10 protein-coding genes and 5 pseudogenes are annotated in these 15706 nt (G+C 60.7%); 9 read left to right on the top strand and 6 right to left on the bottom strand.

Translation table 11 applies throughout. From position 1 onward, the window contains the following. Positions 1–71 precede the first annotated feature (71 nt). The 8 genes and pseudogenes from IVB26_RS35555 to istB form a co-directional block, all read left to right on the top strand. Positions 72–260, top strand: a pseudogene (locus IVB26_RS35555) (transposase); the annotation flags it as partial. An 86-nt stretch (positions 261–346) separates the two neighbouring features. Beyond that, entirely contained in the window at positions 347–820 is a 474-nt protein-coding gene (gene tnpA / locus IVB26_RS35550; protein WP_247371484.1) for an IS66-like element accessory protein TnpA, read from the top strand. After that, entirely contained in the window at positions 801–1154 is a 354-nt protein-coding gene (gene tnpB, locus IVB26_RS35545) for an IS66 family insertion sequence element accessory protein TnpB (RefSeq protein WP_247371481.1), read from the top strand. Before tnpA ends, tnpB begins: the two co-directional genes overlap by 20 nt. Before the next feature lie 52 nt (positions 1155–1206). Continuing rightward, positions 1207–1356 carry a hypothetical protein gene (locus IVB26_RS35540; protein WP_247969574.1) on the top strand — a complete coding sequence of 50 codons (150 nt, stop codon included), beginning with the start codon at positions 1207–1209 and terminating at the stop codon, positions 1354–1356. 39 nt (positions 1357–1395) lie between these two features. Further along, positions 1396–1725 (top strand): transposase, encoded by a 330-nt coding sequence (locus IVB26_RS35535; protein ID WP_247969573.1) that lies wholly within the window; start codon positions 1396–1398, stop codon positions 1723–1725. 80 nt (positions 1726–1805) lie between these two features. After that, positions 1806–3362 carry an ISL3 family transposase gene (locus IVB26_RS35530; protein WP_247969572.1) on the top strand — a complete coding sequence of 519 codons (1557 nt, stop codon included), beginning with the start codon at positions 1806–1808 and terminating at the stop codon, positions 3360–3362. A 98-nt stretch (positions 3363–3460) separates the two neighbouring features. Continuing rightward, positions 3461–4951: pseudogene (gene istA / locus IVB26_RS35525) on the top strand (IS21 family transposase); the annotation flags it as partial. Between the two features lie 8 nt (positions 4952–4959). After that, positions 4960–5823 carry an IS21-like element helper ATPase IstB gene (istB, locus tag IVB26_RS35520; protein ID WP_346732846.1) on the top strand — a complete coding sequence of 288 codons (864 nt, stop codon included), beginning with the start codon at positions 4960–4962 and terminating at the stop codon, positions 5821–5823. On the opposite strand, the pseudogene IVB26_RS35515 reads toward istB, so the two are convergent. The 4 genes and pseudogenes from IVB26_RS35515 to IVB26_RS35500 all read right to left on the bottom strand — a co-directional run. Next, positions 5813–5974 (bottom strand): annotated as a pseudogene (locus tag IVB26_RS35515) (IS5/IS1182 family transposase); the annotation flags it as partial. The gene istB and the pseudogene IVB26_RS35515 sit on opposite strands and share 11 nt — an antisense overlap. A 192-nt stretch (positions 5975–6166) precedes the next feature. Then, positions 6167–7189 (bottom strand): hypothetical protein, encoded by a 1023-nt coding sequence (locus IVB26_RS35510; protein ID WP_247969571.1) that lies wholly within the window; start codon positions 7187–7189, stop codon positions 6167–6169. 3 nt (positions 7190–7192) lie between these two features. Next, positions 7193–7570, bottom strand: a complete 378-nt coding sequence (locus IVB26_RS35505) for an XRE family transcriptional regulator (RefSeq protein ID WP_458309299.1) — start codon at positions 7568–7570, stop codon at positions 7193–7195. Continuing rightward, on the bottom strand, positions 7548–7841 hold the full coding sequence (locus IVB26_RS35500; RefSeq protein ID WP_346732845.1) for a type II toxin-antitoxin system RelE/ParE family toxin: 294 nt from the start codon (positions 7839–7841) through the stop codon (positions 7548–7550). The genes IVB26_RS35505 and IVB26_RS35500 overlap by 23 nt, the downstream gene beginning before the upstream one ends. Positions 7842–8621: 780 nt before the next feature. On the opposite strand from IVB26_RS35500, the pseudogene IVB26_RS35495 reads away from it, so the two are divergent. Continuing rightward, positions 8622–9733 (top strand): annotated as a pseudogene (locus tag IVB26_RS35495) (IS3 family transposase); the annotation flags it as partial. 844 nt (positions 9734–10577) lie between these two features. Here IVB26_RS35495 and IVB26_RS35490 read toward each other — a convergent pair. Both IVB26_RS35490 and IVB26_RS35485 read right to left on the bottom strand, forming a co-directional pair. Continuing rightward, a pseudogene (locus IVB26_RS35490) lies at positions 10578–13001 on the bottom strand (UvrD-helicase domain-containing protein); the annotation flags it as partial. A gap of 32 nt (positions 13002–13033) precedes the next feature. Further along, a complete protein-coding gene (locus IVB26_RS35485) occupies positions 13034–15685 on the bottom strand; it encodes a PD-(D/E)XK nuclease family protein (RefSeq protein ID WP_247969570.1) in 2652 nt (883 codons plus the stop codon). Positions 15686–15706: the final 21 nt, after the last annotated feature.

Genomic DNA, 15706 nt, shown 5'->3' with positions numbered 1-15706 from the left:
CCGGCAAACTGGACCATTTTTGGCTAGAGTTTGCGCTGCGTAAATCCACCCGGCTGGGAGGAGCGACGACGATGAAGGCCTCGAAGTTTTCGGACGCCCAGAAGGCGTTCATCCTGAAGCAGGGCAGCGACGGGGGTGCGGTGGCGGAGATCTGCCGCAGGGCCGGGATCAGCCGGGCGACCTACTTCAATTGGAAGAAGAAGTATGACGGGCTGCTGCCGAACGAGATGCGACGGTTAAAGCAGCTCGAGGAGGAGAATGGCAGTAAGCGCGAATTTCCCGGCACCTTTTGCTTTTGAGTGCTCTGATGCATGAGGTGTCCACCAAATTAGGTGGACACCTTGTGATGGCAGACGATGATCAGAAACTGCGGGTCAGGCTTGTTGGTCGGAACGGTCGCCGGCGCTACGAGGCGGCATCGAAGGAGCGTCTTGTCGCGAGTTGTCTTGAGCCTGGCGTTTCGGTATCGAGACTTGCGCTCGAACACGGGGTCAACGCGAACCTGCTCCGGAAATGGATCAAGAAGCACACCGCGACCAGGTCTCTCCCGCGGTCTTCCCCATCGGCGTTCATCCCGGTTCAACTTGAGGGGGCTTCCGATCGCGCCCTGTCGCGGGGGAGCAGCGTGGCGATGGTGGGTTTGCCGGCGGCTTGCGATGAAGTGCGCGGGTCGGAACCCAAGGGGACTACAGCTTTTTGTTCTCCGGCCAAAGTGAGCGCGTCGCTGCCGAACGGCGTGAAGGTCGCGCTGGAATGCGGCGATGTGGATGCATTGACGGCGATCATCGGAGCCCTGGGCCATGTTCAGACTGGGCGGTGACCTGCAGGTCTATCTGCACCGTGAGCCGATCGACTTCCGGGCTGGCATCAACAGCCTTGCGGTTCTGGTCCAGGAGACGATGGCGCTCGATCCGTTCGCTCCGGCGGTTTTTGCGTTCTGCAATCGCCGTTGCGACCGGTTGAAGTTGCTGTTCTTCGACCGGTCCGGCTTTGTGCTGGTCCTGAAGCGGCTGACCGAGGACAAGTTCCGATGGCCGCGCCGCCAGGAGGCGGTCGTCACGCTGACGACCGAGCAATTGCACTGGATCCTTGACGGCATCGATATCGATGCGATGGTCCGCCATCCGGTGCGGCAATATCAGGTTGCCGGCTGAGCTCTCGAGTTGAGCGGTTGACGCGTCGGTACGGTTCAGATTCAAGAATCCGATGAATCGAACCGGCGAACCGAGTGTCGAAGCGCTGTTGGCGCGCATTGCTGCGCTGCAGGTGGAGAATCGTCAGCTCACGGAGCGCGTCGTCAGGCTCGAGGAAGAACGTAAGCGCGAAGCCGATACCCTTGCTTCAGAATTCGAATGAACGTGCGAAAGAAGCCTCCGGCTTGGACGGAGGTTTCGGATGGGATTGGACAGCAAAAAGGACGTCCATTTGGACGGCTCAACGAGGGGATCGGTGAGCCGGCTGGAGGTTCTTGAAGGACCATCGGGGCGCCGCGTACGTTCGGAAGCTGAGAGAGCTCGGATCGTCGCCGAGAGTCTGTTACCCGGTGCCCAGGTGTCCGAGGTGGCGCGCAAGCACGGAGCGACGCGCTGGCAAATCTACGATTGGCGGCGGCGGTTTCGACAGCGAGGCATGTTGCCGCCGCGCGAGGTATCGCAGCCGACATTCGCGCCGCTAGTCGTGGAAGGTGTGTTTCGGCATGGAATAAGGACCCCGTTTTCGGGGTGATCGGCATCCAATCGGCGGTCTGACTCATTTCCGATGAAGTTTGCCGGGCGACTGTGGTTCTCAAACGGAGAATCAGCGCCATGCGGACGGGCTTTCAAATCTCATCGCTAGTACCGAGTGGTTTGGTGTTTGATGGTGTAAGTGACTCAATGGATTCGGTTATTCTGGCTGTTCGGTCAGAGGCTGCGGAGGCCCAATGCCCTTTGTGCGCGACAGCGTCGCGCCGAATCCATAGCCGATACATCCGGCACGTGGCTGATTTGCCGTCAGCGGGCAGAAGGGTGCGCCTCCGATTGCTCACGCGGCGCTTCACATGTGAGGTGCCGCATTGCCGCCGGCGGATCTTCGCGGAGCGGTTCGGAGAAGACCTCGTCCCACTTCGACGGCGCCGAACGGCACGGCTGGAATACATCGTCCATCACTTGGGGTTGGCGCTCGGCGGCCGGCCGGCGGCAAGCTTCGCCAAGCGGCTCATGCTGCCCGTCAGCAACGATACCTTGCTGCGGGTGGTCCGCCGGCGGACGGCGATGCCGACAGATCCATTGCTTGTTGTGGGCATCGATGACTGGGCGTTCCGGAGAAACCGTCGGTACGGGACGATCGTATGCGATTTGGAGCGTCGGCGGATAGTTGCCTTGCTGCCCGACCGGGAAACTGCGACCGTTCGGGCGTGGCTATCGAAGCACCCAGCGATCAACATTGTGTCGCGAGATCGCGGTGGTGGATACGGCGAGGCAGCAGCCAAGGCGCTGCCGAACGCCATCCAAGTCGCCGACCGCTGGCATCTGATGGAAAATGCGAGCGCGGCCTTCCTTGATGCGGTGCGCCGCTCCATGAACAGAATCCGAACCGCAATTGGAGCGACGACGATCAACCCGGAATTGCTGACCTGTGCGGAAAAGCTGCGCTATCAGGGCTATTTGCGGCGGCAGGACAGCCATGCCGTAATTACGGCTCTCGTCAGCGACGGTGTGTCGCTCAAGGAGATCGTCCGCCGCACAGGACATAGTCGCAATCTGGTTCGCCAAATTAGCCGCGGCGGCGGTACGGATATGTTCCGCACCCGTCAAAGCACCCTGGACGGGCATCTGCCGTTCCTGGACGCGCAGTGGTCAGGCGGCTGTCGCAACGGTGCCGAGCTCTGGCGCCGCTTGAAGGGACAAGGCTTCAAGGGATCGCTGCGCGTGGTGGCGGAATGGGCGACGCGACGGCGGCGTGCCGAGACCATCAGCCATCAACAATTGCAGAAGGTCCCCGCCGCCAGGACGATAGCGCAGCTGATGACGACGAAGCGCGACCACCTAACCAAAGCCGAGACCGTCACGCTTGCGGTCATCGAACAAAACGTTCCTATGCTGGCCGATGCCCAAGCTCTCGTTGGCCGCTTCCACGCGATGATCCGAAAGAAGGCCGAGATGGAGCTCGAACCTTGGATTGATGACTCCAAGCGGAGCCTCATTGCCTCGTTCGCGAATGGCATTGCCAACGATAAGGGCGCGGTGCACGCGGCTATCACGCAACCATGGTCCAATGGCCAAGTGGAAGCTCAGATCACCAAGCTCAAGCTGGTCAAACGGCAAATGTACGGGCGCGCTAAGCTCGATCTCCTTCAGGCTAGGCTGATTGGCGCGCCATAAAAACAATCACGATCATCGAATATGCGTCAGAGCCCAATCGGGACCCCGGGATAAGGGTCCACAGTGGCTTCCATCGAGTCATGGAAGCCGAGGTTGGGATGCTGGTGGTGGAGACGATTGGTAAGATCCGTCGCGCCTACTTTGTTGATGGTCGTCCGATCAAGGCGATCTGCCGAGAACTTGGCGTATCGCGGAAGGTGGTTCGCAAGGTCATTCGTTCTCAAGCCACGGAGTTCCGGTATGAGCGCGAGACGCAGCCGCTCCCGAAGATCGGTGCCTGGAGTGCCGAGCTTGACCGGTTGCTGGCAGGGAATGAGAGCAAGGCAGTACGGGAACGGCTGACGCTGATCCGGCTATTCGAAGAGCTTCGCGGCCTGGGTTATGCCGGCGGCTATGATGCGGTTCGTCGATACGCACGGCGGTGGAGCAAGGAACGCGGGCAATCGACCGCAGCCGCTTATGTCCCGCTGAGCTTTGCACCAGGCGAAGCGTACCAGTTCGACTGGAGCCACGAGGTCGTCCTGCTGAGCGGCACCACGGTGATGGTGAAGGCTGCTCATGTCCGGCTCTGTCACAGCCGCATGCTGTTCGTGCGGGCCTATCCGAGGGAGACGCAGGAGATGGTGTTCGACGCCCACGACCGGGCGTTCGCCCTGTTCAAAGGCACCTGCACCCGCGGCATCTACGACAACATGAAGACCGCCGTAGAGACGATCTTCGTCGGTAAAGGCCGTCTCTACAATCGCCGCTTCCTGCAGATGTGCAGCCACTATCTGGTCGATCCGGTCGCCTGTACGCCAGCGTCGGGCTGGGAGAAGGGGCAGGTCGAGAACCAGGTCGGGCTGGTCCGGGAACGCTTCTTCACGCCGCGGCTGCGGTTCAAAAACCTCGACGAGTTAAACGCCTGGCTGCTCGACAAGTGCATCGCCTACGCCAAGGCTCATCGCCATCCGGAGCTGGCCGATCAGACGATCTGGGACGTGTTCGAAGCCGAACGCCCCAAACTCGTTCCCTATGCCGGCCGCTTCGACGGCTTCCATGCGGTGACGGCATCGGTCTCGAAGACCTGCCTGGTGCGCTTCGACAACAACAAGTACTCGGTCGCAGCCAGCGCAGTCGGACGACCGGTCGAGGTCCAGGCCTATGCCGATCGCATCGTGATCCGTCAGGATGGACGTATCGTTGCCGAGCACCCGCGATCCTTTGGCCGCGGCGATACCGTCTACGACCCCTGGCATTATGTGCCGGTGCTCGCCCGCAAACCCGGCGCCTTGCGCAACGGTGCTCCCTTCAAAGACTGGGTGCTGCCGGCCGCGATCGAGCGGATCCGGCGCAAGTTGGCCAGCACCGACGATGGCAATCGGCAGATGGTCGACATCCTCAACGCGGTGCTGACTGACGGTCTGTCTGCGGTGGAAGCGGCCTGTGCCGAAGCGCTCAGTCACAGCGTCCATTCCGCCGATGTCGTTCTCAATATCCTGGCCCGTCAACGTGAACCCGCCCCACCGGCAAACATCATGACGCCGGCCGCACTGACGCTCCGTCATGCACCGATCGCCGATTGTGCTCGCTACGACAACCTCCGGAGGACCATCTGATGGAACGAACCCAAATCTTCGATCTTATGGGCGAACTCAAGCTCTACGGCATGAAGGCCGCCTTCGACGAGATCATGGCAACTGCCGTCAAGCGCCAGCACGAACCTCAGCGCATTGTCGGAGACCTGCTCAACGCCGAGATCAACGAGAAGCAAGCCAGGTCGATCAAATACCAGCTCACCATTGCCAAGCTGCCGCTCGCCAAGGACATCGCCGACTTCCAGTTCGACGGCACGCCGATCAATCAAACTCTCGTCAATGATCTCGCTGGCGGCGGCTTCATCGCCCAACAACGCAACGTCGTGCTGGTTGGCGGCACCGGTACAGGCAAAACACACCTCGCCATTGCCATCGCCAGAAGTTGCATCCGCGATGGCGCCAGAGGACGCTTCTACAACGTCGTCGACCTCGTCAACCGGCTCGAGACCGAGACCCGCAACGGTCGGCAGGGACGGCTCGCCGAGCATCTGACCCGCATGGACTTCATCGTTCTCGACGAGCTGGGCTATCTGCCGTTCGCGCAATCCGGCGGTCAGCTCCTGTTCCATCTCATCAGCCGGCTGTACGAGCGCACCTCCATCATTGTCACCACCAATCTTGCGTTCGGCGAATGGCCGAGCGTGTTCGGCGATGCCAAAATGACCACCGCGCTACTCGACCGATTGACCCATCACTGCGACATCGTCGAAACCGGCAACGACAGCTGGCGATTCAAAAGCCGCGACGATGTTCAAACAACCCGCGCTCGCGCCGTCTCCGCAACCCCGACCAGCTCCGACGACCCGAGCGCTACCAGCAGAGCACGCCGATCAAAGGGGTCCCTTTTGGATGCCGCTAGGGGGTCCCAGTCGAACGCCGATTGACACTGTAGAGCGGCGCGACCTCGCCGTCGATCCAGTCCCAATCGATCTTGCCGGCGAGCTGAACCAGCTCCTGCTTCATGTTGATGATCTGGTCCAGCCGCGCCCGGAACAGATCGTTCGATCCCGTCGTCCTGTGCTTCTTCGGTCGCATCGGCCCCTCCAATGCACCACAGAATCATGGTCCGCAGCGAAAGGGAATCCACAAATGAAAATTGCAAGGTTTGGGGGCCTCAAGCCCCCAATCCCTGCAATCTCAAATGCCGCCGCAACTAAAAAACTGACTCCTGCTCAATCGCTTAGAGCCTTGTTCACGGACGACCAATTAGCGCTTCGCGGTCAGCGCTCAATTTCCTTTTGAGGCGCCCGCGACGTTCGCCGGGCTTTCGGCCGGATAATCGACCCCGGAGACGTAAAGCGTCACGGCGTCGCCCTCGATGAAGATGCAGTCGGCGTCATTGGAGATGAACCCGGCGAGAGCGTTTCGTCCTCCTCTCATGCGACCATGCGCGGTGTTGAACGCTACGTTTTCGCCAATGACATAGCCGTATCGGACATAGTCCGAGCCGTAGAGCCCGTCTGCACCCTTCGGATAATTGGCGAACTTCACGATGTTGTATTGCGGTTTCAGAAGGCTGACGAACGCCTTCTCGGCGTCGGCGACGATCCGTTTCTGATCGTAGGCGCCGCTGAAATCTTCGCCCTCAAAGTCGTGGTCCAGCTCGAACGTCGTCATGATCAAAGGCTGTACATTGAACATGAACAGGTAGATTTCGTCGGTGACGCGTGCCCCGGGATATCGTTGTGGTTCGTTGGAGAGTATCTCCATGCGAGCTTTGTGGCCGTGGCGGATCAGACGATCGAAGCTGTCGCCCACCTTGGCGATGCCGACATAAAGAAGGTCATACGTCGCCGCTTCGCGATAGCGTTCGAAGCCCTCAATTCCAGCTCTGCCTCTGGAGCGGTCCCAAAGAAGCTTCTCGGTCGTGAACCATTCGAGAAGGTTAGATCCCTCTTCGCCAATCGGACCATCCCAGACCCGTATCATTTTTTCGCCCGCCTCAACCAGATAAGAGTTGATTTGGGCAGCGGACACGCCCGGCAAGTCTTTGAGGCGCAGCTTCACATCATCAGCGAAGCTATCGCCGACGACGAACGTGAACGTGATCTCGTGGGTGTCCGGGTCGATAACAATGTCCTGATACCGCGCCTCAGCACGTGCCGCGATCATGTAGAAGTCGCTCTGCCGCAGAAGCGCCTCGACCGCGGGGTCGCTCTGCATCCAAACCGCCTCCTGATTGGAGATCGGAGGGTACACAGTCTCGATCACCGTCAGCTTGGACTTAATACTGGTTGCCGTGCCGCTCATGTTTCAGGCCTTGCGCCTGGTCCGAGGAGCATCGTCCGGCGAAGCCCCGACATCGCCGAGATGTTGTAGACGGAGTGCGCGGCTCGGCAGCTTGACGACAAGTTCCAATTTTCCGCCGACTGCCTCGACATAGCTGCGCAACGTAGAGAGATACATATCGGCTTGTTTCTCGATCTTGGACACCGAGGGCTGTTTGATGTTAAGCGCCGTGGCGATGTCGGCCTGGGCCTTCCCTGCAAGCTGGCGGAGCTCACGCAGACCTTCGACCTCCTGCTTTACCTCCTGATAGCGAGCTTCGATCCCCTTCTGCCGTTCGGGGGGCAAGTCGGCGATAATCTGGTTTAGGCTACGGCCCATTCTATCTTCCCTTCCTTCCGGCATTCAGGCTCTCCAGATGTGCGGAAAACCGTGAATCCGCTTTTGCGAGAAGCCGCTTGTAGAAGCGTTTCTGACCGCCTCCAGATTTGTCTCCGGCTACAAGCACGATCGCCTTCCTCTCGGGGTCGAATGCGAAAGCGGCGCGCCACCCGCCATTCGACGCCTCGAAACAAAGCTCCTTCATGTTGGTGTGCTTCGAGCCTTTGAGCGTATCTGCATATGGCCGGCCGAGCTGCGGGCCGTAGTCGGCAAGCAGCTTGGCGACGGCCAGCAAGGAGTCCTGCTTGGACGGCTCAAAGGCAAGAAACTCCGCCTCAAAGGCATCGTGAAATACGACGTCCCAAGTCATCTATATAGCTTCTAAGCTATGTCCGGTCAACGGGAAGGATGCGCCGCGGCTCCGGCGAGGCCGTCGTCACGCTGCGGCAACTTCCGCCAAGGCGTCGACGTCATTGACGGCGTAGCGCACCCATTTCCCGAACTTTAGGAAGACGGGCCACCACCCAGTGGGCGGTAGGACTCCCCCGAAGCAGGAAAGCTCCTGCATTGCGGGCATCATGCCGTGAGGGCATGGAATAGGGATTAGGAGCGGCCTCGCCACCAAACGACTGGCTCGCCGTTCAGTCCCGCTTGGCACGAGGGATCACCATGGTGCACGCTGGAGCACCTCTGGGCTTTGAGGGCGCAAAGCCGCACCACTTAGGTACTTTGTCGGTCATGCAACCTCCAACGTCTACGCTGCGCCGGCCGAGGCGTTCGTGCTCGGCGACCGTGGGCTGCGGCATCAGTTACTTGTCGGTTTCATTTCCGACCCAGACAATCTCTCCGCTGGTGAGGTAGACAACCGCGCCTCGATTGGCATGGGTCGCCGACAGATAGTCGAGCAGCTGTTGCGCGTGTGCCTTGCGAACGGCGAGTGTCGGTTTGACATCCGATTTCCAGTCAATTGCGGCGTCGACACCCTGGTCGCTGATGGCTGAAGTGGACCCCGGAAATAGGACCAAACGTTAAGGTGTGAAGCGTCCTGCTCTGTTTGAACCGACGGAGCACGGATATGACGAAATCACGCAAGAAGTTCGATGCCGCATTCAAGGCCAAGATTGCCCTGGAGGCCCTGCGCGAGGTCGCGACGGTGCCTGAACTGGCGAAGCGGCACGGCGTTCACCCGAACCAGATCTACGGCTGGAAGAAGCAAGTCCTCGACAATTTGGCGAGCCTGTTCGTGCGTGGCGCGACGGCTTTGGGAGATGGCGAGGAGGAGCATGAGCGTGAGACGGCGAAGCTATATACGAAGATTGGCCAGTTGACGGTTGAAAGGGATTTCTTGGCCAAGAGGCCCGGGCGATGACCGTCCCCGAGCGCAGGGCGATGGTCGAGCGCCCTGGCGAGAATTTGTCGGTTCGGCGGCAATGTGAGCTGCTGAATCTGGCGCGTTCGGGCGTCTATCGCTCCGAGCCGGTGACCAGCTCCGACGATCTGGCCATGATGCGACGGATCGACGAATTGCATCTGAAGTGGCCGTTCTACGGCTCGCGACGAATGGTGTTCGAACTCAACCAGGCAGGCTACGGCATCAACCGCAAGCGCATGCAAAGGCTGATGCGCGTGATGGGAATCGAGGCGCTGGTCCCGCGTCCCGGCACCAGCAAGGCAGCGCCCGGCCACAAGATCTATCCATATCTTTTGCGCGGCGTCGGCATCACCGAGCCCAATCACGTCTGGGCCAGCGACATCACCTACATTCCGATGGCGCAGGGATTCCTGTATCTGGTGGCGATCATCGACTGGGCTACCCGGGCGGTACTGGCGTGGCGTCTGTCGAACACGATGGATACGGGCTTTTGCATCGCCGCGCTCGACGAAGCGCTGGCGCGGCACGGCCGGCCTAAAATATTCAACACGGATCAGGGCGCGCAGTTCACCAGCTCAGCCTTCACCGGCAGGCTTGAGGCTGTAGGCATTGCGATTTCGATGGACGGACGCGGTCGTTTCATGGACAATATTTTCATCGAACGGCTGTGGCGCTCGATCAAGTACGAGGAAGTGCATCTGAAAGCCTATGCCGACGGACGCGAAGCGCGAGATGGCATCGGATCATGGATGAGCTTTTACAATCATCGCCGCCCGCACCAGGCGATGAATAACCAGTTTCCGATGGCGGCATGGCGTGCCGGCATCGACAGGATCGAGGCGGCGAGGACTGTGGATATGCCGCTTCGCTTGGACAACGCAAACGCGTTGCCCACATACCCACAGCAGACGCAACAGCAGCAGAAGAAAGCTGCTTGATTTGAACGACAAGGCAGGCCGGATCACACCTTAACTTTGGCGATCCATGGTCCCCGCTCCGGGGTCCACTTCTGGCCAAAGCATCGGCGCGCCCCGCGACAAGAACGTGCCCATCAATCGCCCAGACCGGAATCTCAGGTACGAGATGAGGCCGCAGTTTAGAAATTTCGGGCAAAGCAAACGCACGAAGCGCAGCCGCCGCCATTTCGTTGGGATCTGGCCGCGTTCGATCATCCTCTGCGCTAGGCGTTAGCTGATCGAGCAGGAAGCGGGCGCGCGCGACGCTCGCCGCCAGTTCATCCGCGAGCTCGCCCGTCAGGAGTTCCTCCATAAGCTTATGCAGGATCACGCCGCGGCGAGCGCCAGCGCCTGCAATTTCGAAACGCTCCGCCTGGCTCTCTAAGGCGATTACTCCGTCGAGAGAGTCGCCAAGACGATCACCGTCATGTTCGCTCGGTCGACGCCAGACCAGAGGCGGCGAACTCTCCTCGACGGAACGCTGTTCCGTTGCAAAAATTTCAGCCGACTGTTCATTCGGTTGAGAGGCGCCCGAACGGTTTGCCAATAGCATGAATGAAGAAAGATCCAGCTCTGGGACTTCAAGCTGACGAAGATTCACGGAGCTGAACCACGAATCCTTTGACGCCTGGGGGATATGAGGAAGGATGAGAAGGTTTCGCGCCCGTGTGCTCGCCACGTACCAGATTCTCTCGCGCTGATTTGCATCCTCGAGGCTTTCTGCCGCGCGCGCCGCAGCCAGCCCCGGGGGCGCGACGCCACCGATCATCCAATGCAGGCTGTTGTCGGATTGCCTATGAACGAACTGTTCCGGCCGATAGAGCTCGGTCGTCGAATTGATCGGAATGACCACTGGCCATTCCAACCCTTTTGCACTGTGGATTGTGACAATCTCGACCGCATGCTCCGCGGCGTCGATGCGTCCCTCCGGTGCTCTGGCCTTGCGCTCCCAGTCAGATTGGAGATCGCGGACGAATGCGCGCAGGCCGGCAACCCCGTAGCTGCGCGCTTTCTCGATCAGCGCATCTAGGTTGGCGAGGGCCCGCGCGTTCCGGTTGCCATGCCGCGCCGCGATGATGACGCGGGCGTTCAGGCGCTCAATGGCCTCAGCGAGGATCAGGCTCGGGGTGACAAGGGCCGCTTTGCGCCGCAGGCTCTGCAGCAGTATGAGAATTTCCTTGGCCAGCGGATGCTGCACCAAGTCGGGATCTGTGCGCACAGTAAAGAAGGCCTGAGCCGTCCCATCTGCGGAGAGGGCTGTAGTAATGTCGAGCAGCTCCTGCTCGCTCAGCCCAACCAGCGGACCGCGCATGAAAGCGCCGAAGGCGAACGTATCCGACGAATCTGCCAGCACCCTCACAAGTGCCAGGACATCCTGCGTTTCCTGCCGTCGCATTAAGGTCTGGCCAGCTTGCGATGAAACCGCGAGGCCCCGCTGTTCGAGGGCTCGTTCATAACGCCAGAGCTCCGTATGACCGGGTGATAGAAGCGCGATGTCACCGGCCTTCAGGGGCGTGTGCGTGTTGTCGGCCCGCAGAATTGGTAGGTTTCCGATCAACGCTGCGCAGATATCCGCGACCCTTTCGGCTTCGGCTTCCCGAAACATCTCCGCGTAAATGCGCTCGGCGGTCGGGATCTCGATCGTGGAACGTGCTACGCAGGGCAGGGGCTGCGACACGTCAGACAGTGTTGGAGCAAGAGCGACATATCGGGGCTGCGAAGGCTTCGCAAAAACCGGTTCGAAGCATGCATTGACGTGATGGATGATCGGGCTAAGCGATCGGAAGTTGGCAGTGACTTCGATGACTGCTCCGCCATTCTGGCCTTGGATCAGCCTGCTGCAAAGCTCATAGGCTTCGATATCGGCACCGCGAAAGCGATAGATCGCCTGCTTCGGATCGCCGACGAGGAAAAGCGCTCCGGCGCGCAGCCGCGCGGCCTCCCAATGCGTCGGGCGTTCGGCGGTCGCAGCAATCGAGAACAGAATCTCACTTTGAATGCGGTCCGTATCCTGAAATTCGTCGACCAGAATATACCGATAGCGCCGCCCAACTGCCTGACGCACCTCTTCGTGTGATCGCACGAGGGACTGAACGTGAACTATCAGATCGTCGAAATCCAATATTGCTGCAGCGCGCTTGCGGGCGCGATAGCTCTCCAGGAGTTGGTCAAGCGAGCCTGATAGCGAACAGACGAGCGTGCTCGCGGTGTGGCCAATGAGCTGGCTCCACGCGTCGTTGACCGCTTCGAACAGCGCTCGCCCTGAATCGTTGCCAACATCATTCGTGTGGGCGCCAAAACCGCGGGCGGCCTCGCCATAAGTCTTGAGCTGCAATCCCTTCCGTCCAAACAACCGGCCGGACCCTGGATCGCAAAGTTGCCACAGCGAGCGGAAATCCGGATCGCCCGTGAAGCAGCCTTGGTAGCGCGTCGCCAGCCTCCCGAGTTCCTGTGCGATTTCTCGCGTCCACCCTTCGTCCCCGACGGTTGCGCTCCATCGCTCGAAGTCGTCGACCGCCTGGACGAAGTCGATGTCGGGCCGCAAGTCTTGGGGAGGAGAGATCGGCTGAGCATCGGGGTGCTCTCGCCGCAGCATTGCAAGTTCGCGGACGAGTTCGACCACTTGGAGCGGAATTTGCTCCGCCAAGACGACGATCGGATCGTCCTGTGAGGCGTCAATCGCGAGCTGGCGTGAGAACCACGCTGATAATTCTGCCATAAACAAATTGTCAGCGACGGTTGCATCGGCGATGCGAGCGCCAGGATCGAGGCCGGCTTCGACGCCATGGCTGCGAATGATCGCCTGACAGAAACCGTGGATGGTCGTCGCGGTCAACTCGTCGAGTTGCGTCGATGCAATGACAAGCGCGCTTCGCTGCAATTCGGAGAGGCCCAGCGGGATGACTGCCTTCAGGAAAGCGGGAACCTCTCCCGCCAGCAGGACGTCGACAGTCTCGTTGATACGCGCGGCGAGTTGGCTTGCCGCTAATTCGGTAAAGGTGATCGCGGCGATTTCACCGGGGTGATGACCTGCGGCAAGCATCATCGCCACGCGCCCTGCCATGAGCGATGTTTTTCCGGTTCCTGCGGCTGCCTCCACAAGCAGAATGGAAGCGAAGTCTGTCATCGCCCGGCAACGATTGTCCTGATCGACGAGCGTCATGTCGAGGCGCTCCAGAGCTTGTTGAGCTGCTGGTTAGCCGCGCGGAATTCGGAGGCTTTGCGCCGGAGATAGCTTTCGCGATCTGCTGGAAGCGCAAGACGCATGTCGTCATAGAAGGCGTCTTTCTCCCAGCGGGGCGCAATCCGTCCGCTGCGCAAGATTATTGTCGCCGCCGAGAGGTAGCCCGTGGCGTGCGTGATCGCGTCATCGAGTTCGTCCCCCTTGAGCTCGAAGGTTGCCGGGCCATCCGCCAGATAAATCAGACGTGCGACCACTGTTCTCACCTCAGGTAGCAGGGTCCTGACTGCAATTGCGTAAAGCACGCGCTGCAACTCGCGCCCTTGTCCGAGCGTGATGCGGTGGGTTTTTGGAGGTGGCTTGATGCTCTTGTAGTCCGTGATCCGCGCGGCGTCGCCGGTCGCGCGAATATCCAGGCGGTCCATCCGACCGCCGAAGACCAAGCCGGTTGGCTTGATGGGAACCGCGAACGTTGCGTTCCATGGCACTTGTTCCGCTACCGGATTGATTTGGCCGAAGGGCACCTCCGTCCAGCTTCTCGTGTCGGATCGCACTGGATCGTCGGAGGCGAGGCCCTTTGCTGTTCTGCGCGCCGCTTCCTTCACGGTATGGCGCCAGAGGATCGACGGCGGGACGGACCGTTGCAACGGCCATGCGGTAAGGACGGCCGCTGAAGCTTCTTCGATCGCCGCCTCGATTTCATCTGCGCTCGCGCGCGCAAATCCTGGCGCGGGTTCGAGCGCCGTGATCGCATCGCTGATCAACTCGTGCACGAGCTCGCCGAACGACGTTGGATTGAGCTGCAGCGGTTCGGGCTCTTGTCGCGCCGAGCGCCAGCCCAATGCGTATCGCCAAACAAATCCGAGTGGGTCACGCAGCAAGCGCTGCAATGAGGTTGTCGACTGGACCCGCGCCAAGGCCGCCTCGATTGCTGGGTGATTGGCGTTCGACAATCCGTCATGTGCCGTGAGATCCGCACGCCACTGCCAATTACGCCAGCAGAGCTGAGCCTGCCGCACATGAGCGAGCTGCCCGGCGTCGCGGGCGCGCGCCAGCAGCCTGTCGGCTTCGCTGAAGGCGTGTTCTGGCACGCGGTCACGTTTGTGAATGACTGAGTCGCCCGGCCATAAGGTGCTTGGAGATAGCTGGCCGCCTCTGGCGTTCCGCTGCGCACGCGACAAGACAAGTTGCTCGCGCGTCTGCGCCCTGATGATTTCGAAATGAAGGCGATCTCGCTCGGCGGTGCTGACCGGATGCAGCTTACGGCGCTCGAGCATATGATGCGGGATGAGCGGGTCGTCATGATCCGCACGTGGCCAGGATCGGCTGGTGAAGCCGAGCAGACGTGTGAACGGTCGCGGGCACGACACCAACTGTGATGCCGGACACCAAACAACGCTGTTGGCCGGTTCGCGCTGATCTGCGACGCGTAAAGATTGCAGCGACAGTGCAATTGCGTGCGGCGGGGCGCTTCGCAACGCCTCTTCCCACATCGTCAGACTGGCACCGCTCAATAGCCGCGTGCCGGCTTCGCTCCCAGCATCTGGTCCTCGGGCAAGGAGCTCGAGGATTGGCAGAAGAATTTGCTCGGCGAGTTCGGCCGCAGCCCGCTGGGGCCTGGCGGCGGTCAGCGCCTCGCGCCATAGATCAAGCGTTCGTAAAGCTGCCCCTCTCCGAATCCCAGCGAACCAGTCCTCGGGAAGTGAGCTGGCGAACGGCCGCGCCGGAAGGCGTCGGATCAGGCGCCAGACGCGCTCCTGGGTGAGACCATTGCCAAGGACATCCGCGAGGGCAGCACAGGTTTGACCGTCCGGTGTGCTCAGTGCCGGAACGCCATGAGAAAAATGGACCGGCAGTGCCGCACTTCTCGCATAGGCAAGAAAGTCGTCGTCCCAGTCTTGCGTCGAGGTCGCTGCGATAGCGATGTCCTGCGCCTTGACCTCGCCCGTCGATAACAGCCGCCTAGCCCATCTCAGGGCCTCTATGACCTCTGACTTCAGATCGGCGCTCGCTTCGGAGGAGGTGTGAGCGGGGCCAAGGGTTGCGCTCTTTCGGGTCGCGCCACCGAACCAGGGCTGCTCGATACCCTCCGGCATGTCCCACGACAGCTCGGTGACTTCCGCAACCGCAATGAGAAGCGGGCGCCAAACCGGATCAACTTCCACGATTCCGGCAAGTGTGATCGGTCCCAGCAGGGCGCGCGCGCGACGGGCGCGTCTGACGGCGGCGTCGCGAAGGTCACGCGGCAGCAGATGGGTGGCCGGTATGCTCTTGCGGATACGCGCCTCAATCATGGCAAGGTCGTGGAACCGCGCTGCTTCGTGGGCGAGTGAGGCTAAGTCCAAGTCCGTCCGCCAAACCGAATCGAGCGATTGAAGAACCGCCCGTGGCATGCCCGGCAAACCTGCAATGTCGCTAACATCCTGAAACCCGCCAGCGGCAAGTGCCGCCTGAATCGCTGAGTAAAGCACGTCGGTCCCCGCGGGCGTCGTAAATCCGCCGACAAGACGACTGGCGAGAAGGGGAAGCGTCAGGATTTCGCGGCCGATGGCGCCACTCATGGCGGCTGCGGCGCGGGCGCTGCGCAAAGCTAGCAGACCGTCGACGATGTGGGTGGCGCGAGTAATCATCTGGATACTTTACGCTATTGT

This window comes from Bradyrhizobium sp. 195 (assembly GCF_023101665.1).
Classification (GTDB): domain Bacteria; phylum Pseudomonadota; class Alphaproteobacteria; order Rhizobiales; family Xanthobacteraceae; genus Bradyrhizobium.
The sequence above is the reverse complement of the archived record's forward strand: the minus strand, read 5'-3'. Positions and strand labels throughout refer to the sequence as shown.

Excerpts from the sequence above, each read along its gene's own strand:
- IVB26_RS35485 (WP_247969570.1), bottom strand. The coding sequence starts at position 15,685 with ATGATTACTCGCGCCACCCACATCGTCGACGGTCTGCTAGCTTTGCGC.
- IVB26_RS35505 (WP_458309299.1), bottom strand. The coding sequence starts at position 7,570 with ATGCCGGAAGGAAGGGAAGATAGAATGGGCCGTAGCCTAAACCAGATT.
- IVB26_RS35510 (WP_247969571.1), bottom strand. The coding sequence starts at position 7,189 with ATGAGCGGCACGGCAACCAGTATTAAGTCCAAGCTGACGGTGATCGAG.
- IVB26_RS35530 (WP_247969572.1), top strand. The coding sequence starts at position 1,806 with ATGCGGACGGGCTTTCAAATCTCATCGCTAGTACCGAGTGGTTTGGTG.
- IVB26_RS35540 (WP_247969574.1), top strand. The coding sequence starts at position 1,207 with ATGAATCGAACCGGCGAACCGAGTGTCGAAGCGCTGTTGGCGCGCATT.
- IVB26_RS35535 (WP_247969573.1), top strand. The coding sequence starts at position 1,396 with ATGGGATTGGACAGCAAAAAGGACGTCCATTTGGACGGCTCAACGAGG.
- tnpB (WP_247371481.1), top strand. The coding sequence starts at position 801 with ATGTTCAGACTGGGCGGTGACCTGCAGGTCTATCTGCACCGTGAGCCG.
- istB (WP_346732846.1), top strand. The coding sequence starts at position 4,960 with ATGGAACGAACCCAAATCTTCGATCTTATGGGCGAACTCAAGCTCTAC.
- tnpA (WP_247371484.1), top strand. The coding sequence starts at position 347 with ATGGCAGACGATGATCAGAAACTGCGGGTCAGGCTTGTTGGTCGGAAC.